An 18,025-nucleotide genomic window follows, 5' to 3' on the forward strand; every position below is an offset into this window, starting at 1 on the left:
TAAAGGAGCCAAGATATGCGTGAAAAAATTCTAGTTGGCGGTTACACTAAGCGTGAATCAAAGGGGATTTATAGTTTTGACCTAGATATTGCAAAGGAAGAACTTTCTAATCTAACTGAAGTTGCTCATGTTCAAAATGCTACTTATTTTGCTTTGGACAAAACAAAACAACATCTTTACACTTGTGCTGCAGATGAAAATGGTGGCGGTATTGCTGCTCTCAGCTATAAAAGAGGTAAAACAGAGCTTCTCAACTATGTTACTAGTGTTGGCGCACCTCTGTGCTATGTAGCCGTTGATAATAAACGTGGTTTTGTTTACGGTGCCAATTATCACTTAGGGGAAATCCGTGTCTACAAAATTCAAAAAGATGGGTCGCTTACCTTAACAGACACTGTAAAACATGAAGGCGAGGGATCAAAAGTACACCCTGGCCAAGAACGCCCTCACGTGCATTACACAGATCTTACACCTGACGGACGCTTAGTTACTTGTGATTTGGGTACAGATGAGATTACAGTTTACGATGTTGTTGGTGAAGAAGGCAAGCTCTCTCTTGTAAGCCTCTATCGTATGCCTGCAGGTACTGGAGTACGTCATCTTATTTTCCATCCCAATGGTAAGATTGCTTATGCTATTGGTGAGTTTTCTTCTACTGTAACTGTTCTCAGCTATAATGAAGAAAAAGGACGCTTTGCTGCACTGGAAACAATCAGTACTCTTCCAGTAGATTTTGAAGGCACAAAGAGCGCATCTGCTCTCCGTCTTTCTTCCGATGGTGCATTTCTTTATGCTTCAAATCGTGGGCATAATTCTATCGCCATCTACAGTGTTAGCCCCTTAGGGACAAAGATAACTTTAGAAGATATTGTAAAAACTGAAGGGGAAACACCCCGCGATTTCAATTTCAACAGTACAGAAGATTTTATTATCGTAGCACATCAAGATAGCGATAATATTAGTCTTTTCCGCCGTAATAGGAAAACAGGAATGCTCACACTTAAGCAAAAAGATTTTTATAGCCCAGAGGGCACATGTATTTTACCAACACTCTAATGAAAACCGCCATTCAGGCGGTTTTTTTATCATTAAAATGCAAATAGTATTTTACCAAAAAAGTTTGTGTGATTTTACACAATATTATTTGACAGCACTTTCAAAGTTTGTTAAAATAATAACGTGATAAATTTCACAAAGGAGAAATTTAAATATGTCAAGCAAGAATACCAAAAAAGAACTAACAACCGCTGATAAAGCTGTACTTGCAGAAAAAGCAGAGCAATATACAGACGGTCTTGTCAAAAAAGCACATCAAGCCGCTTTACAATTTGAAGGCTACACACAAGTGCAAGTAGATAAAATTGTCGCAGCAATGGCCTTAGCGGCAAGCGAACATTCCCTTGAACTTGCGCACGAAGCTCATAATGAAACAGGGCGAGGAATCGTTGAGGATAAGGATACTAAAAACCGCTTTGCTTCAGAATCTGTTTATAATTCAATTAAAAATGATAAAACAGTAGGAGTAATCAGCGAGAACAAAGTTGCTGGCTCAGTAGAAATTGCAGCCCCTTTGGGTGTGCTTGCAGGAATTGTACCAACAACCAACCCTACTTCTACAACAATTTTCAAATCACTTTTAACAGCAAAAACACGAAATGCTATCGTATTCGCCTTTCATCCTCAAGCCCAAAATTGTTCCTCTCATGCCGCACGTATTGTCTACGAAGCTGCCCTAAAAGCTGGGGCACCTGAGAACTTTATCCAATGGGTCGAAGATCCAAGTCTTTACAACACTACTGCACTTATCCAAAACCACGGTATTGCTTCTATTCTAGCTACAGGTGGACCCGGAATGGTTAATGCAGCACTCAAGTCAGGCAACCCTTCACTAGGAGTGGGAGCAGGTAATGGTGCCGTCTTCGTTGATGCTACTGCAAATGTGGATCGTGCAGTTGAAGACCTGCTACTTTCTAAACGTTTTGATAACGGCATGATTTGCGCTACCGAAAACTCTGCTGTAGTTGCTGCAGAAATTTACGATGAATTCCTCGAAAAACTTCAAGCTCACGGTGCTTACAATGTTCCAAAGGAAGATTATTCAGCCATCGAAAAATTTGTTTTTGTTGAGCGTGCGGGTGAGGGCTTCGGAGTAACTGGTCCAGTTGCCGGCCGTCCTGGCCCATGGATTGCTGAACAAGCAGGCGTAAAAGTACCTGAAGGAAAAGATGTTCTTCTCTTTGAATTGGAAGAAAAAAACATTGGTGAAGCTCTCTCTTCTGAAAAGCTTAGCCCGCTTTTGTCAATTTACAAATCTACCTCACGCGAAAATGGTACCGCCATCGTTCAGAAACTTTTGGCTTATCAAGGCGCTGGGCATAATGCGGCTATCCAGATAGGTGCACAAGACGATCCTTTTGTGAAAGAATATGCTGATGCTATTGGTGCTGCACGTATCTTAGTTAACCAACCAGATTCTATTGGAGGCGTTGGTGATATCTATACTGATGCAATGCGTCCATCGCTGACTTTAGGAACTGGTTCATGGGGGAAAAATTCAATCTCACACAATTTGAGTACATATGATCTATTGAATATCAAAACAGTGGCACGTCGTCGTAATCGCCCACAATGGGTTCGTCTGCCAAAAGAAATTTACTACGAAAACAACTCTATTTCTTACCTACAAGAAATGCCTAATATCGAGCGTGCTTTTGTCGTCACAGACCACGGCATGTTGCAATTTGGCTTTGTCGACCACATGCTTGAGCAATTGGCCGTTCGTGAAACACAAGTTCAAACTTCAATATATGGTTCTGTAAAACCTGACCCAACACTTTCACAAGCGATTGAAATTGCTCGACAAATGGCTGATTTTAAACCTGACACAGTTATCGCACTCGGCGGTGGTTCTCCACTTGATGCAGCAAAAATTGGCCGCTTGATTTATGAATACTCTGTTCGTGGAGAGGTTGACCTCAATGATGACGTTGCACTAAAAGCTCTATTTGAGCAGTTGGCGCAAAAATTCATCGATATTCGTAAACGTATCGTCAAATTCCCGCATCAAGATCAAACGCAATTGGTATGTATTCCGACCACTTCTGGTACAGGTTCTGAAGTAACGCCCTTTGCTGTTATCACCGATGATGAAACCCATGTTAAATATCCTTTAGCTGATTATCAACTTACACCTCAAGTAGCTATTGTTGACCCTGAATTTGTTATGACCGTGCCAAAACGTACTGTGGCTTGGTCAGGTATTGATGCCCTCAGTCACGCGCTTGAATCCTATGTTTCAGTCATGGCTTCGGATTATACTAAACCATTATCACTTCGTGCCATTAAGTTAATCTTTGATAATTTGACAACCTCATATCACTACGACCCATCAAAGCCTTCTAAAGAAGGACAAGTCGCACGCGCCAATATGCACAATGCAGCAACCTTAGCTGGTATGGCTTTTGCCAATGCATTTCTCGGTATTAATCACTCCCTAGCCCACAAAGTGGGTGGTGAGTTTGAATTACCACATGGTTTAGCTATCGCTATCGCTATGCCTCACGTCATTAAATTTAACGCTGTAACAGGAAACGTTAAACGTACACCATACCCACGTTATGAGATTTACCGTGCCCAAGAAGATTACGCTGAAATTGCGCGTTATATTGGTCTTACAGGTAAAGATGATGCGGAACTCGTAGACAAACTTATTAAGGAAATTAAAAAATTGACGGACAGCATCGATATCGATGTCACTCTATCAGGAAATGGTGTTGATAAAAACCACTTGGAGTGTGAACTCGATAAGCTTGCAAACCTTGTTTATGATGATCAATGCACACCTGGAAATCCACGCCAGCCAAGTATTTCAGAGCTTAAAACACTCTTACAAGATCAATATTAAGCATAAAAAAAGCTGTAAATTACAGCTTTTTTTATTTTTCGAGATAATCTAGCGCATCTTGAATCGTCTTTACAGGTACAATTTTCATATCTGTATTCAACTTTTTAGCTGCCGCAAGCGCATCTGTGTAGTTATTTGTTGTACCAGAAGCCTTTGTCTGTTCTTCCGTTTCATCTGGGCAAAGGAAAATTTTTGCGCCCGCATTACTTGCTGTAGCAACTTTTTTATCAACGCCACCTATTTGCCCGATGCTGCCATCCTCATTGATCGTTCCAGTACCTGCAATTTCGCGTCCTTGACGTAAATCTTTGCCTGTGATTTGGCTATATATTTCCAAGGTAAACATCATACCAGCACTTGGCCCGCCAATACTTCCAGCATCGATTTTAACTTTAGGGTCTGTCACAACCTGGGTATGATCTACTAAACCAATACCAATCCCTGTTTTACCATTACTCAACTTAATGTACTTACCTGTGGCTTCATGATTACTGCCATCCACACGTGTATATTTGATGGTAACGCTATCCCCAACTTTTTGTTGCGATACATAATCAATCATCTCAGTTGAAGATTTGAAAGTATGTCCATTAACTGCCGTTATCGTATCTGAAAGTTGTAAGTCATTTTTAAAGGTTGAATCCTCAGTGATGCTCAAAACATAAACACCTTGATACTTCATCTCATAAGGTTTCCCTGCCAACTTAAAGGCCTGATAAATAGCCGTGTTTTGCGCTGTCTGCATATAAAACTGGTTGACCAAGTCAAATTGCTGATTGGTCATTCCACCCGTCATCTCTTCACTACTCACAACAGTGGCAAAAGAGTTCGACTTGGAATAAAGCATACTTGCTGCATTGGCGCGAACCATTTCAACTGTCGTTAAATAAAAGTTGCCTTTATGTTCGTCTTTTTTCCCTGCAACATCAACCATTTGGTTAACTGGAATGGTTCCTCCTGGCTGCTCGATATAGTAAGGTAAGGGGAAGAATAAACCCACTACAATAAGAAGCGGTAGCGCGATGGCAAAGAATAGCTTTAGTTTTTTATGCTTTTTTATTTTTTCATTTTTCATGTGCTTTTTTCTCATTCAATGTTTCAATAACATTTGCAGGTAACCATCGACTTAGGTCTTGACCAAAATGATAAAGTTCACGCATTCGGGTAGAACTAATATTTTCGAGTTCTGGTTTTGCAGTCAGTAAGATGGTTTCGATCCCTGTCATTTCACGGTTAAAGTAAATCATATTTTTCTCATAGTCTAAATCAGCCGCATTGCGAACGGACCGAACAAGCGCTGTTACCTCAAGTTTCTCCGCAATATTTACTGTCAGATCACTCGCATGTGCAATGACTGACACATTGGTTAATTGTAAATCTGCTAAGGCTGTTTCGATTAGAGCTACACGTTCTTCTAGACTGAACAAAGGATTTTTAGCTTCATTTTTAAAAATACCGATATAAAGCTTATCAAAAAGCTTACTGGCACGTTCAATGATATCAAGATGGCCTTTTGTGACCGGGTCAAAAGTGCCCGTAAATAAACCGATTTTATCTTTCATAGATGGTTACCTTTGAAATTCCATATACTTTTTCTTTACTTAACGACAAGTGACCGATATTTTCCGGAAGTGTGACCTCCTTATCCGTCTCACAAACCACGACAGCATCATCTGCCAACAAGTTTTTTTTCTGCATTTCTTCTAGGTTAGCAACAATACTTTCTTTCGCATAAGGTGGGTCTAATAAAACTAAGTTGAACTGTCCAGAAAGATTAGCCAAAGCACGTTCTGCTGGCATTTTAAGAAGTTGAAACTTTTTCTCTTCCTTGGTCATCTTAATATTTTCTGCAATCACCAGCTGTGCTGAACGGTCTTTTTCAACCATTACAGCATTGTCCATCCCACGTGATACAGCTTCTATAGCAAGCGAACCCGAACCTGAGAATAAATCCAGAACTCGTCCACCTTCAAAATATGGACCAATCATATTAAAAATTGCTCCTTTAACTTTGTCTGTCGTTGGACGTGTTGTTTTTCCTGCCAATGTTTTCAGTGGTCTACCACCATAATTTCCTGCTACAACTCTCATTGTTCTATTATAGCACACTGTGTCTTCTTCGCCCACAAGCATCAAAAAACCACAGTTCAATGATGTACTGTGGTTTTTGTTTTTATCTCATTTTTGATTAAAGACGTGCGTTCAATTCAGCACTCAATTCTTCAAATCCTGGTTTGCCAAGAAGTGCAAACATGTTACGTTTGTAAGCTTCAACACCTGGTTGGTCAAATGGATTGATACCATTCAAGTAGCCTGAGATTGCAATTGCAAGCTCAAAGAAGTAGATAGTGTAACCTAAAGTGAATTCATCTTGCTCAGGCAAAGTAACGATCATATTTGGAACGTCACCATCTGTGTGTGCAAGGAGAACACCGTCAGCTGCTTTTTTGTTGACAAAGTCAACATCTTTACCTTGCAAGTAGCCAAGACCATCAAGATCTGCTTCAAGTTCAGGAATGTTAATGTTCTTACGTGGTTTTTCAACACGAATAGCTGTTTCAAATACAGAACGTGTACCTTCTTGGATAAATTGACCCAATGAGTGTAAGTCTGTTGAGAAGTTTGCTGATGTTGGATAAATACCTTTTTGATCTTTGCCTTCAGATTCACCTGCCAACTGTTTCCACCATTCTGAGAAGTATTGCAATGATGGCTCATAGTTAATCAAGATTTCTGAAAGTTTACCTTTGCGGTAAAGGATATTACGAAGCGCTGCATAAGCATAAGCATCATTTTCACGTACGTCTGTGGCTGTATATTCTTTGCGCGCTGCGTTAGCACCTTCCATAAGAGCTGTAATATCAGCACCTGATGCTGCGATAGGCAAGAGACCAACAGCTGTCAAAACTGAAAAACGTCCGCCAACTGAATCCGGCACAACAAAAGTATCCCAGTTGTTTGCATCAGCATTAACTTTAACGGCACCTTTTTCTTTATCTGTTGTTGCATAGATACGTTTATTTGCTTCTTCACGGCCATATTTTTTAACCAAAAGTTCTTCAAAGACACGGAAAGCAATTGCTGGTTCAGTTGTTGTTCCTGATTTAGAGATAACATTAACAGAGAAATCTTTATCTGCAACATATTCTACTAAGTCTGAAAGATAGCTTGAAGAAATTGAATTTCCTGCATAAAGAATTTGTGGTGCTTTACGTTCTTCTTTTGATTGAAGATTAACAAAGCTGTTGTTCAAGAAGTCAATTGCAGCGCGAGCACCAAGGTATGAACCACCGATACCGATAACAATAAGAACTTCTGAGTCAGATTGAATTTTGCTTGCTGCTTTTTGAATGCGTGCAAATTCTTCTTTATCATAGTCTTCTGGAAGATCTAACCAACCGATGAAGTCAGAACCAGCACCGGTTCCTTCACGAAGAAGTTTATCTGCGCCATCAACTTGCCATTGAATTTCGTCAAGTTCTTTATCAGCTACAAATGGTTTCAATTTAGAATAGTCAAATTTAATATGTGCCATCTTATATCTCTCCTTAGAGTTTTTTTCTTTGTTTATTTTATCACTTTTCCATAGGTTTAACAAGAAATGAAAATTTAAGATATTGTAAACCTATCTATACCAAAAAGAAAAAGTTCCCACAATTAGGAACTTTTCCACGTCTCATAAACTATTTTTGTAACTCTTCAATACGGGCTTGTGTGCTTTCAAACTTCTCTTGATAGTCTGCTAATTTAGCACGTTCTTTATCTACAACTTCTGCTTTAGCATTTGCCACAAATTTTTCATTAGAAAGCTTACGGTTAACCATATCGAGTTCTTTTTGCCATTTGTCTAGTTCTTTATTGAGACGAGCAATTTCTTCCTCGATATTAATCAAGCCTGCTAATGGAAGGTAGATTTCCGCACCAGTAACAACTGCTGACATGGCTTGTTCTGGTGCTGTCACATCCGCTGCAATAGTTAACTCACTTGGGTTAGTGAAGCGTCTGATATAAGGCGCTACCTTGTTCAGGAAGGCTTCTTTGTCTGATTTGATCATCATTGGCACGGCTTTTGATAAAGGCGTATTCACTTCCGCACGAATATTACGTACAGCGGTAATAATTTCAATAAGCATGGCAACACCATCTCCAGCTTCTGCATCATCAAATTCTGGACGTACTTCTGGATATTCAGACACCACAATAGATTTGCCTTCAGCTGTCGGAAGTTTTTCGAAGATTTCTTCTGTGAAGAAAGGCATGATTGGGTGCAGCAGACGAAGCACTTGATCAAGGACATGCACAAGTACTGAACGTGTGACATCTTTTTCTGCTTCATCATCGCCAAACATTACTTCTTTGGTCAATTCGAGATACCAGTTGGCAAACTCATCCCAAATGAAGTTATACAGAATATGACCTGCAACACCAAACTCAAATTTATCCATTTGTTCAGTAACGCGTGCAACTGTATCATTCAAACGTGTGAGAATCCAGCGATCGGTAACATTACCTGCTGTTTTCGCTGCCACTTGGTCAAGATGAGCAGAAATTTCTTCTGATGTGATATCTCCTGCATTCATCAAGATATAGCGTGAAACATTCCATATCTTATTGATGAAATTCCAAGCTGCATCCATTTTGTCGTAGCTGAAACGCACATCTTGTCCAGGAGCTGAACCATTGGACAAGAACCAACGCAAAGCATCGGCACCATATTTTTCAATCACATCCATTGGGTCAATACCATTCCCCAAAGATTTGGACATCTTGCGTCCCTCTTCATCACGAATCAAACCGTGGATAAGTACATTATTAAATGGTGCTTTTCCTGTAAACTCAAGTGATTGGAAAATCATACGCGAAACCCAGAAGAAGATGATGTCATAGCCCGTAACCAAGGTCGATGTAGGGAAGTAACGTTGGAAGTCTTCTGCCTTTTCATCCGGCCAGCCCATAGTTGAGAAAGGCCATAAGGCTGAAGAGAACCATGTGTCAAGTACGTCTTCATCTTGGACCCAACCTTCACCTTCTGGGGCTTCCTCACCGACATACATTTCGCCAGCTTCGTTGTACCACGCAGGGATTTGATGTCCCCACCAAAGTTGGCGTGAAATAACCCAGTCGTGTACGTTTTCCATCCATTGGAGGAAAGTGTCGTTAAAACGTGGAGGATAAAACTCAACAGCATCTTCTGTTTTTTGATTTGCGATTGCATTTTTAGCCAACTCTTCCATCTTAACGAACCATTGTGTCGATAAGCGAGGCTCAACCATTACGCCTGTACGTTCTGAGTGCCCAACGGAGTGCATCATTTTCTCAACTTTAACTAAGTTGCCGAGCTCATCTAATTTTTTAATGATAGCTTCGCGGGCCTCAAAACGATCCATACCATTAAATTCGCCTGTGAGCTCGTTCATTGTACCGTCAGCATTCATTACATTAACTTGTGGCAAGTTATGACGTTGACCAACCAAGAAGTCGTTAGGATCATGGGCAGGGGTAATTTTAACCACACCTGTCCCTTTTTCCATATCTGCGTGTTCGTCACCAACAATAGGAATTTCTTTGTTAATGATAGGGAGAATAACACTTTGACCAATGTATTTGGCATAACGTTCATCTGCTGGGTTAACAGCAACAGCAGTATCTCCAAAGAAAGTTTCTGGACGCGTTGTCGCTACTTCAAGTGCACCTGAACCATCCGCCAAAGGATAAGTTATGTGATAGAAGGCACCTTCGACATCCTTATGGATAACTTCAATATCAGAGAGCGCAGTCATGGCCTTTGGATCCCAGTTAATGATAAACTCACCACGGTAAATCCAGCCCTTTTTGTAAAGTTGAACAAAAACTTTGCGGACTGCAGCAGACAAACCTTCGTCTAGAGTAAAACGTTCACGGTTATAATCAACAGAGATACCCATTTTACCCCATTGTTCTTTGATGGTTGAGGCATATTCGTCTTTCCATTCCCAAACCTTGTCTAAGAATTTCTCACGGCCTAAATCATAACGGGAAATACCATCTTCAGCTAAACGCGCTTCCACTTTGGCTTGCGTTGCAATTCCTGCATGGTCCATACCTGGCAACCAGAGGGTATCGAAACCTTGCATACGTTTTTGACGGATGATAATATCTTGCAAGGTTGTATCCCAAGCATGTCCTAAATGGAGCTTCCCTGTTACGTTTGGTGGTGGGATAACGATACTATAGGGTTTTGCTTTTTTGTCACCTGAAGGGGCAAAAACACCTTGTTCGAGCCATTTTTCATAGCGCCCTGCTTCGACTTCAGCAGGATTAAATTTTGTTGATAATTCTTCTGTCATTTATTTTTCCTTTCGGTATGAAAACAGTTAATAATGTCGAGGGAGAAGTTCAAGAGTATGTCAATAAAAAAATACCGCACCTAAACATCCAAAATAGGACGCTCACGCGCGGTACCACCTAAATTCCTGCCTTTTTTAAAGCAGACACTTAATTTTATTTAACTGACCACAATGCAACCTTCACAAGCTTCATCTGAAATCTCACAGCGACCGATTTCTCTCTCAAAGACTAGACTTGTTACTCCTCATTTAGTGTTTTTATTCTATCAGATTTGTCAGTTTTTTGCAAGGTCGCTCAGCGTTCTTTGATTATTTCTAAGAAATGCTCTAAACCTTCTATTTTTTGCATTTGTCGATTACAGTTCACACTATCAACACAGATATATGTTCCGTTCTTAGTATAGGTACCATCAGAACCTCTTTTAGTGGTTGCTAAAAATTGTGTCACTTGGCTTGTTTTTTGACAAATCGCACAAATATTTTTTATACTTCCAGAAGTCGTCCCATAAAAACCTCGTCCGTCACTCGTCACGATATATTTTCGCTGACTGGAAATTTCATTCCAAGCAAAATAGGTGAGTTCTTTCATGTCCCAAGATGCTTGCGCTGGAACTTTAAGCTTTTTGACCTTCTTAAAAATCTTTTTAATCTGACTTTCAGATGGTAAGGCAAAAGGTTCAACTAAATTCTTTAAATGGAGCAAATCTCGTTCTGCTTGCTCTTTAGTTGTTTTACTGTCAGCAATTCTCTCTAAAAAGTCCCCGACTTCTTTTGCTTTCGAGAGCTCTTCTATTTCATCTACAGTTTGAGCATAAACTGCTTCTACCGTGGCTTTATCATTAACCGAATGGTAGACATTGATGAGGTCAAAGGTAAGGTATTTTATTCTGTTGTATTCATATGCTTTCATTTTTTCTCCTTAACTATCCGCTAAGTGAGAATATTGTTAACTTAGCGGTAAACTTATGCGAGAGCAGTTACTCGCACTTGTTTACCAACCATAGGATTTAATTTCATAAAACCCTCCTTATTACTTAAAAAGTTTTTGTACCTAAGTCTGGTACGTCGTGGAAATCTTTACCTGCTTTATAGTTTTCAAATTTCCCTTGAATAAACTGGTAGGCATCGAGACGACTTTCATAACGAATAGCTGCTTCTTTTGCTTCAATTTTTTTATCTTCATGCGCAATTTTTTCTGCGGCTTTCATTGCAATTTCTGAAAGTTGAACCTGTTGGTCCACCCACTCACTAAAATCTTTTAAAAATTTTTCTTTATATTCCATTTTTATTCTCTTTTTGGTTTGATTAAATGATAACTGTTCTCAATCATCTGTTTCGCTTGCTTCTCTGAAACGTCACCACCAAAATGTATATCATTCCAGTGCGTTTTATTCAATTGAACCTAAACAGAGTTTTTTATTCCCTGTTTTAAAATTCAGTGTATTTTATTCATGTGCCAAGCTGGTCGTATTGAGACAAAAGATTCACGCAGTTCCTCATTGACTGAAGGTAAACCTTTGACAGCCAAAACAAGCTCGCCTTCACGCTCCGAGATGTAGACAAAAGATTTTTTATTTTTTAGATGCTTCACTACAATCGTCGCTGGCCCTTTTTCCATCTTTGCAAAAGGTGTATCTGCAAAAGTTGGACCAAGCGCTAAGCAAAACTCTAGCCAGTTTTCTTTATCCATCTCATTCTCCTAAAAGGAGTTGATAAGCGAAGCGATCTCCTTCGTAGAAAACCATGCCGCGCTTTTCAAAGCCCTCACGTTCAAAGACGGCCTGCATCACTGCATTAGCTGGATGCGTATCCACGCGGAAATCATTATAACCGCGTGCCTGCATCAAAGTAAAGATATTTGAAAAAAGATATTTTGTCAGACCCAAACCACGATATTGGTCGGATAGTGCTAAACAATGGACAGTGACATAGTCCAAGCTATCATTCAACCACTTGCCATTATAAATTTTCGTATATTGTGTATCTTCTCCAGTAATAACCGCACAAAAACCTGCAACTTTCTCATCTACAATCAGAACGTAACCTACAGCTTTGTGAAGAAAATTTTCAATATCACTTTGTGCGGGGTACTCTGCTTGCCATTGATCGCTGCCTGATTTGCCCAGAAATTCACGCGCCTGAGCAATAATCGGCATAATAGCTACGATATCTGCTGTGGTTGCCTTTCTTAAATAAATCATGTTTTTTCTCCCCGCTCAAACTAAAAGCCCTATTTTATTTTATTTTCTTTTTCTACGTGGCTTGTCATATTGTTGCTTTGGTTTTTCCGCACGGAAAGGTGCTGCCAAAGGTTGGGCAAGTTTACGCATTTTCACTACCGCTTCAGTACGCGCTGTATGTGGGAACATGTCGACAGATTGGATATATTCGATGCTGTAAAATTGCGAAAGAATCACTAAGTCTTTTGCCAATGTTGAAACATTACAAGACACGTAAACCAGTTTTTCTGGTGTATAAGTGGTGATTGTTTCCAACAAAGCATCATCCAATCCTGTACGCGGTGGATCAACGATAAGGGCTGTGGCTCTATGGCCTGACTTATACCAGTTAGGAATGATACGCTCCGCCTTACCTACTTCATAGTGACAGTTTTTAAAGCCAAGACGTTTTGCATTGATTTTAGCATCTGCGATAGATTCTGGCGTAATATCCATTCCGTGGACAGATTTTACTTTCTTGGCCACACCAAAACCGATTGTCCCAACGCCACAGTAGGCATCAATCACACGGTCATCTTTTTTCGGATTTAGCGCACGTACAGCTTCACCATAGAGCACATTAGCTTGTTCTGAATTGAGTTGATAAAAAGCACGTGGTGACAACTCAAAGTCATAATCCAAAACGCCTTCGGTAATCGTTTCTTTTTCCGCAAAAAGCATCTGTGTACGGTCACCATAAATTTCGCTGGTTTTCTTCGGATGGAAGTTGGCTGATACAGAAACAATCTCTTGGAACTCTTCCGTCAAGTCAGATAAAATATTATCCATCTTCACCAAGTCTTTGCGTTGACGTTTTGAGAGCTCTTCACGTGGGGCAGGCCAAACCTGTCCATCTAGACTAATGCGTGCAGATGTCACGAAAATAATTTGGACTTCACCTGTTTTTTGGCTGCGTCGCGCAACGATGGTGCGAATCCCCATGACTTTACGCTCATCATAAACAGGTAAATTGTATTTTTCAATCAAACGGCAGATACGATTAGCGATATTTTGAATGACTTCGTCTTGAACCAAGCAATTCTCTAAATTCACCAAATGGTGTGTGCCTTCTTTGTACAATCCAGCAATGACATCGCCATTGTTTAGACGACGCACTTGAAATTGCAACTTATTACGGTAACGCAAAGGATTTTCCATACCAAGTGTTGGCAGAAGTTCGTACTTCTTCCAACCTGTTGGACGGTATTTTTCAAGTGCTTGACGGAGCAAATCACGCTTAAACTCTAATTGTTGCGGATAAGCAAGATGCATGATGTGTGAGCCGCTCAGCTCATGGTAAACACGATCTTCAGGCTTAACACGGTATTTTGACTTTTTATTTATCTTGACAACTTTTGCGCGTGAAAAATTGCGGGCATTTTCTGTAATTTCTGCCAAAATTTCTTCTGTAGGCAGTGCATAAGGCACAAATACCAAGCGCCCATGATAAGAGGCGATTCCTTCGCCATTGATACCCATACGCTCGATATTGAGTGGGATTTTTTGTCCAATTTTCAGATTAATCATATCCCAATTTTAACATAATTTCCCTATAATTGGACCACTAAAATCCAAGGATTCTCCTAATTGTAAAGAAAAATCCCAGTACCTTCACTGGAATTTTTTTCTATTCATGTAATTCTATTGGCAATTCATCAGGATCATAGAAGAAAACCATCTTTTTATTGGTAATCTCATCCACGCGCAGTTCTTCAACTTTAATTCCTTGATCCGATAAATAAGCCATGTCTGCTTCAATATCATCGGTCTGTATTGCCAAATGGCGTAAACCTTTCGCCTCTGGATAGGAGACACGCTCAGGCGCATCAATTTTAATGAAGAGCTCTATTTCCGTACTGTCATTCATTTGAAGATCGATTTTCACATCCCCTTTATCCGGACGATGGCTTTCTCTGATTACTGGAAATCCCAGAATATCTACATAAAAGTGTCGTGATTTTTCGTAATCACTCCCTATAATAGCGATATGATGTATGCTCTTAAAATTTGGTGTATACATGTTTCCCTCTATCTTATCTTCTAACTCTTAAGCCTTAAGCTCATCTTCTTCCAAGATGCAGACTTCTTCTCCTTGAGCTTTGAGATTACGGACGTGATCTTCCCCCCAAGAACAAAGATTATCTAAAATGTTATTCAAGCTTTCACCATATGGGCTAAGCGAATATTCAACTTTTGGCGGCACTTGATTGTAAACGGTGCGGACAATGATATTATCCAGCTCTAATTCACGTAATTGTTGTGTAAGCATTTTTTGACTGATCCCTGGAATACTTCGTTTAAGTTCCCCTGGACGGCGGGGTTGGTGTCTGAGGTTACACAAAATGATAGATTTCCATTTTCCACCAATGACGTCCATTGTGGCTTCTACACCTATGTTATAAGTTTTTTCCAAAAAAATTTCCTTTCTAAATCCTTTATTTCAAACAAAACTTACTTTTTTGTATGTATATGACAAAAAAGTAGGTACTATTCAACAAGTTATTTTTATTATATACTATTTTTTGTCAAAAGAAAACCTAAGGAGAAAAGACAATGAAACTTAACAATACAACACATATCCCCGAATTAGGATTAGGCGTTTTCCAAATCTCAAATGAGGAAACTGCTGAAGTCGTAAAAAACGGAATCATCAATGGCTATCGTTTGATCGATACCGCCCAAATTTATGGTAACGAAGAAGGCACAGGACAAGGGATCAAGGCTGGCCTTGAAGACACAAATCTTACACGCGAAGATCTCTTCATCACATCAAAACTATGGGGCAGCAACCTTTCTTATGAGGAAACCATTCAAAGCTTTGAAACAAGTTTAGAAAAATTAGGTCTGGATTACCTTGATCTTTATCTCATTCACTGGCCAGGTACTGATTATGGGTTTGAAGCTTCTTGGAAAGCTATGGAAGACCTCTACAAAGACGGTCGTATCAAAGCTATCGGTGTAAGTAACTTCCAAAAACATCACTTAGAGCGTCTCTTTACCTATGCACAAGTTATCCCTGCAGTAAATCAAATCGAGCTTCACCCTAAACTTGCTCAAAAAGAACTGCGTCACTTTTTAGAAGCACACGATATTAAAGTACAAGCTTGGTCACCATTGATGCAAGGACAACTGTTAGCCAATGAAACAATTAAAACAATTGCTCAGAAACACAATAAATCAACAGCACAAGTTATCCTTCGTTGGCATTTAGAGCAAGGTATTTTGGTTAACGTGAAATCTGTCAAAATAGAACGTATGCGTGCCAACCGTGATATCTTTGATTTCTCTCTGGATCAAGATGATATGGAACTCCTCAATAATCTTGATGAAAATCTTCGCGTGGGACCAGATCCAGAAACATTTAATTTTTAAAAAATAGGAAACCTTCATGAAAAAAATTTCACCAAACCTAACCTTATTGGCTTTAGCCATTAATGCCTTTGCCATAGGTTCAACAGAATTCATCAGTGTTGGTCTTATGCCGATGATTGTGAACACTTTTAATATCAATTTATCTCAAGCAGGACTTACCGTCTCTTTATATGCCTTAGGTGTGACTATTGGAGCACCTCTTCTTACGATTGTTACAGGCACATGGAATCGACGCTCATTAATGTTAGCTATTATGCTACTCTTTATCAGCGGTAATCTCTTATCTGCTTTTGCTCCAACTTTCCTCCTGCTCTTAGTTGGACGTATTTTATCATCATTAGCACATGGTATCTTTATGTCGGTGTCAACACTTATTGCTGCAAATGTAGTTCGTCCTGAAAAACGTGCTTCTGCTATTGCTTTGATGTTTACAGGACTTACTGTAGCAACTGTTATCGGTGTGCCTTTGGGAACTTTTATCGGACAACATTCTACATGGCATATGTCCTTTATCTTCATTGCTGCAATTGGATTGATTGGATTATTAGCGAGCATCTTTTTAATTCCGACAAACCTCCCTATACCAGGCAAAGTAAACTTAAGTGGTTTTGCGAGAATTTTCCGCAATAAATACATTATGACTTCTTTCTTTATGACTGCTTTTGGTTACGGTGGTACCTTTGCTGCTTATACTTATTTAGCTCCTTTATTAGAAGATACCTTTAATTTCAGCTCAAGTACTGTTGTTGTCGTTCTGGTCGCTTACGGTATAATGGTAGCAATCGGTAATACTATCGGTGGACATTACTCAAATAAAAATATTTTACCTGTATTACTCAAAATGTTTGGTGCTTTAACTGCAAGTTTGCTTATTCTTTTTATAGCAGCACTAATGGCTTCTCAGTGGCTTGGATTACTTGCAACGCTCTTGCTGGGTTTATTTGCCTTCATGAACGTGCCTGGTTTACAACTCTATGTTGTCCAACTGGCTGAAAAATTTACTCCCCAAGACATCACTCTTGTTTCAGCTTTTAATATTTCAGCTTTCAACATTGGTATTACACTGGGTTCATTTACGGGGGGCGAGGTGGCAAAAGTAAGTAGTGTTATCTATACACCACTTGCAGGGATTGTTATTGTCCTCCTTGCTATGCTTCTCATTATTGGGGCTCAAAAACAAAAAGTTGCTATCAAATAAATCGCTCCAAGATAAAAAACAAAGACAACTTTAGAAAAAGCTACTAGTTCATTCGCTAGTGCTTTTTCTTAGATCCAAAAAATCTATTTCCCCTTCATCCGGTACTCTGTTATAATAAAGTTATGATAAAAATCAAGGAAATCACAAAACTCAAAAAGCTTTATAAAGTTATACTGACAGAGCCTTTTTCATATAAGGACTGGGAGGAAGCAAAAGATAAAATTTACGTCTGTGAGGATACAGTTGTAAAATATATGCTGACGAGGGATAAGGCCTTTTCTACAGCTGAGCTGGAGCAACTGTTAGCTTTTGATAATTTTGCACAAGGTAAATCTTTAGCACTTTACTTTATTTCCTTCAAAGCTCGGACATCATCAGAAGTCAAAAAATATCTCTCTGACCATAATATCCAACCAATTCAAATCGAAGCGATCATTGACAGCCTTACTAAAAATGGTCTCCTCAACGACCGAGCTTATATCGAAAGTTATATCCAGGGAAAAGTACGCACAGCAAGTGCTGGTCCTTATCAGATCAAACAGAAACTCCACCTAAAGGGGCTAGATTTACAACTTATTGATGAGGGTATAGCGCAAGTTTTTAATGAAGAAAAACAAATTGACGTGGCTGTCGCTCTTGCGGAAAAGATAGTCCACCAAAAAGCAAGTCGTCACACTCTACAGCAGCTTAAACAAAAAATCATACAAGGACTCACTGCTAAGGGTTTTTCCTATGCCATTAGCGCTATAGCTCTTGAAAGTCTAGAACTTGAAGTGGATGAAGAAAATGAGTTAGAGCTCCTTTACACTGAACTCGACAAAAGTGCCCGTAAATACAGTAGAAAATACGAAGGCTATGAGCTTAAGCAACGCATCACCCAAGCCTTAGCCCGTAAAGGATTCGACTTTAGTGATATTTCTAGCGCAATACGAGACTATGATTTTGAAGAGGAATAAATCAACTTTCTCTTTAAAAGCATTTCCCATTTTCCACCTCAAAATTGTGT

The 18,025-nt window shown here is 39.6% G+C and carries 17 protein-coding genes and 1 other annotated feature; of the genes, 5 read left to right on the forward strand and 12 right to left on the reverse strand.

Features of this window, described 5'->3' with window-relative positions:
* Window positions 1–15 precede the first annotated feature (15 nt).
* Window positions 16–1,056: a lactonase family protein gene (locus lgb_RS09685; protein ID WP_064305359.1), complete on the forward strand. Its 1,041-nt coding sequence runs from the start codon at window positions 16–18 to the stop codon at window positions 1,054–1,056.
* A 154-nt stretch (window positions 1,057–1,210) separates the two neighbouring features.
* Entirely contained in the window at window positions 1,211–3,904 is a 2,694-nt protein-coding gene (gene adhE, locus lgb_RS09690; RefSeq protein WP_019291939.1) for a bifunctional acetaldehyde-CoA/alcohol dehydrogenase, read from the forward strand.
* Between the two features lie 31 nt (window positions 3,905–3,935).
* On the opposite strand, the gene lgb_RS09695 is transcribed toward adhE, so the two are convergent.
* From lgb_RS09695 to lgb_RS09750, 12 genes are all read right to left on the reverse strand, one after another.
* Window positions 3,936–4,979 (reverse strand): SepM family pheromone-processing serine protease, encoded by a 1,044-nt coding sequence (locus tag lgb_RS09695; RefSeq protein ID WP_019293303.1) that lies wholly within the window; start codon window positions 4,977–4,979, stop codon window positions 3,936–3,938.
* A complete protein-coding gene (gene coaD / locus lgb_RS09700; protein ID WP_019291941.1) occupies window positions 4,969–5,466 on the reverse strand; it encodes a pantetheine-phosphate adenylyltransferase in 498 nt (165 codons plus the stop codon). Before coaD ends, lgb_RS09695 begins: the two co-directional genes overlap by 11 nt.
* On the reverse strand, window positions 5,456–5,995 hold the full coding sequence (rsmD, locus tag lgb_RS09705) for a 16S rRNA (guanine(966)-N(2))-methyltransferase RsmD (RefSeq protein ID WP_019293304.1): 540 nt from the start codon (window positions 5,993–5,995) through the stop codon (window positions 5,456–5,458). Before rsmD ends, coaD begins: the two co-directional genes overlap by 11 nt.
* A 97-nt stretch (window positions 5,996–6,092) precedes the next feature.
* Complete coding sequence (locus lgb_RS09710) at window positions 6,093–7,439, reverse strand: glucose-6-phosphate isomerase (protein WP_003133148.1); 1,347 nt, start codon at window positions 7,437–7,439, stop codon at window positions 6,093–6,095.
* 148 nt (window positions 7,440–7,587) lie between these two features.
* The gene (locus lgb_RS09715; protein WP_019293305.1) at window positions 7,588–10,230 is read right to left on the reverse strand and encodes a valine--tRNA ligase; all 2,643 of its coding nucleotides are present in this window, start codon (window positions 10,228–10,230) and stop codon (window positions 7,588–7,590) included.
* A 91-nt stretch (window positions 10,231–10,321) separates the two neighbouring features.
* Window positions 10,322–10,492 (reverse strand) — a binding site (T-box leader).
* A 33-nt stretch (window positions 10,493–10,525) separates the two neighbouring features.
* Window positions 10,526–11,140, reverse strand: a complete 615-nt coding sequence (locus lgb_RS09720; protein ID WP_019293306.1) for a FusB/FusC family EF-G-binding protein — start codon at window positions 11,138–11,140, stop codon at window positions 10,526–10,528.
* Window positions 11,141–11,264: 124 nt separating this feature from the next.
* On the reverse strand, window positions 11,265–11,513 hold the full coding sequence (locus tag lgb_RS09725) for a DUF1912 family protein (RefSeq protein WP_003133144.1): 249 nt from the start codon (window positions 11,511–11,513) through the stop codon (window positions 11,265–11,267).
* A gap of 152 nt (window positions 11,514–11,665) precedes the next feature.
* Window positions 11,666–11,920 (reverse strand): MmcQ/YjbR family DNA-binding protein, encoded by a 255-nt coding sequence (locus lgb_RS09730; protein WP_227671659.1) that lies wholly within the window; start codon window positions 11,918–11,920, stop codon window positions 11,666–11,668.
* 1 nt (window position 11,921) lies between these two features.
* Entirely contained in the window at window positions 11,922–12,431 is a 510-nt protein-coding gene (locus lgb_RS09735) for a GNAT family N-acetyltransferase (RefSeq protein WP_019293307.1), read from the reverse strand.
* A 39-nt stretch (window positions 12,432–12,470) separates the two neighbouring features.
* Window positions 12,471–13,976 carry a 23S rRNA (uracil(1939)-C(5))-methyltransferase RlmD gene (gene rlmD / locus lgb_RS09740; RefSeq protein WP_019293308.1) on the reverse strand — a complete coding sequence of 502 codons (1,506 nt, stop codon included), beginning with the start codon at window positions 13,974–13,976 and terminating at the stop codon, window positions 12,471–12,473.
* Between the two features lie 100 nt (window positions 13,977–14,076).
* The gene (gene gloA2, locus lgb_RS09745; RefSeq protein ID WP_019293309.1) at window positions 14,077–14,469 is read right to left on the reverse strand and encodes an SMU1112c/YaeR family gloxylase I-like metalloprotein; all 393 of its coding nucleotides are present in this window, start codon (window positions 14,467–14,469) and stop codon (window positions 14,077–14,079) included.
* 27 nt (window positions 14,470–14,496) lie between these two features.
* On the reverse strand, window positions 14,497–14,862 hold the full coding sequence (locus tag lgb_RS09750; protein WP_019293310.1) for a winged helix-turn-helix transcriptional regulator: 366 nt from the start codon (window positions 14,860–14,862) through the stop codon (window positions 14,497–14,499).
* Between the two features lie 140 nt (window positions 14,863–15,002).
* Here lgb_RS09750 and lgb_RS09755 point away from each other — a divergent pair, with 140 nt between their 5' ends.
* The 3 genes from lgb_RS09755 (at window position 15,003) to recX (ending at window position 17,975) form a co-directional block, all read left to right on the forward strand.
* Window positions 15,003–15,821: an aldo/keto reductase gene (locus lgb_RS09755; RefSeq protein ID WP_019293311.1), complete on the forward strand. Its 819-nt coding sequence runs from the start codon at window positions 15,003–15,005 to the stop codon at window positions 15,819–15,821.
* A gap of 16 nt (window positions 15,822–15,837) precedes the next feature.
* Window positions 15,838–17,019: an MFS transporter gene (locus lgb_RS09760; RefSeq protein WP_019293312.1), complete on the forward strand. Its 1,182-nt coding sequence runs from the start codon at window positions 15,838–15,840 to the stop codon at window positions 17,017–17,019.
* A gap of 122 nt (window positions 17,020–17,141) precedes the next feature.
* Window positions 17,142–17,975, forward strand: a complete 834-nt coding sequence (gene recX / locus lgb_RS09765) for a recombination regulator RecX (RefSeq protein ID WP_019293313.1) — start codon at window positions 17,142–17,144, stop codon at window positions 17,973–17,975.
* Window positions 17,976–18,025 lie beyond the last annotated feature (50 nt).

This window comes from Lactococcus petauri (assembly GCF_023499275.1).
GTDB lineage: Bacteria > Bacillota > Bacilli > Lactobacillales > Streptococcaceae > Lactococcus > Lactococcus petauri.

Bases quoted from the DNA above. Each gene is read 5' to 3' on its own strand.
- lgb_RS09685 (WP_064305359.1), top strand. From the start codon at position 16: ATGCGTGAAAAAATTCTAGTTGGCGGTTACACTAAGCGTGAATCAAAG.
- adhE (WP_019291939.1), top strand. From the start codon at position 1,211: ATGTCAAGCAAGAATACCAAAAAAGAACTAACAACCGCTGATAAAGCT.
- lgb_RS09695 (WP_019293303.1), bottom strand. From the start codon at position 4,979: ATGAAAAATGAAAAAATAAAAAAGCATAAAAAACTAAAGCTATTCTTT.
- coaD (WP_019291941.1), bottom strand. From the start codon at position 5,466: ATGAAAGATAAAATCGGTTTATTTACGGGCACTTTTGACCCGGTCACA.
- rsmD (WP_019293304.1), bottom strand. From the start codon at position 5,995: ATGAGAGTTGTAGCAGGAAATTATGGTGGTAGACCACTGAAAACATTG.
- lgb_RS09710 (WP_003133148.1), bottom strand. From the start codon at position 7,439: ATGGCACATATTAAATTTGACTATTCTAAATTGAAACCATTTGTAGCT.
- lgb_RS09715 (WP_019293305.1), bottom strand. From the start codon at position 10,230: ATGACAGAAGAATTATCAACAAAATTTAATCCTGCTGAAGTCGAAGCA.
- lgb_RS09720 (WP_019293306.1), bottom strand. From the start codon at position 11,140: ATGAAAGCATATGAATACAACAGAATAAAATACCTTACCTTTGACCTC.
- lgb_RS09725 (WP_003133144.1), bottom strand. From the start codon at position 11,513: ATGGAATATAAAGAAAAATTTTTAAAAGATTTTAGTGAGTGGGTGGAC.
- lgb_RS09730 (WP_227671659.1), bottom strand. From the start codon at position 11,920: ATGGATAAAGAAAACTGGCTAGAGTTTTGCTTAGCGCTTGGTCCAACT.
- lgb_RS09735 (WP_019293307.1), bottom strand. From the start codon at position 12,431: ATGATTTATTTAAGAAAGGCAACCACAGCAGATATCGTAGCTATTATG.
- rlmD (WP_019293308.1), bottom strand. From the start codon at position 13,976: ATGATTAATCTGAAAATTGGACAAAAAATCCCACTCAATATCGAGCGT.
- gloA2 (WP_019293309.1), bottom strand. From the start codon at position 14,469: ATGTATACACCAAATTTTAAGAGCATACATCATATCGCTATTATAGGG.
- lgb_RS09755 (WP_019293311.1), top strand. From the start codon at position 15,003: ATGAAACTTAACAATACAACACATATCCCCGAATTAGGATTAGGCGTT.
- lgb_RS09760 (WP_019293312.1), top strand. From the start codon at position 15,838: ATGAAAAAAATTTCACCAAACCTAACCTTATTGGCTTTAGCCATTAAT.
- recX (WP_019293313.1), top strand. From the start codon at position 17,142: ATGATAAAAATCAAGGAAATCACAAAACTCAAAAAGCTTTATAAAGTT.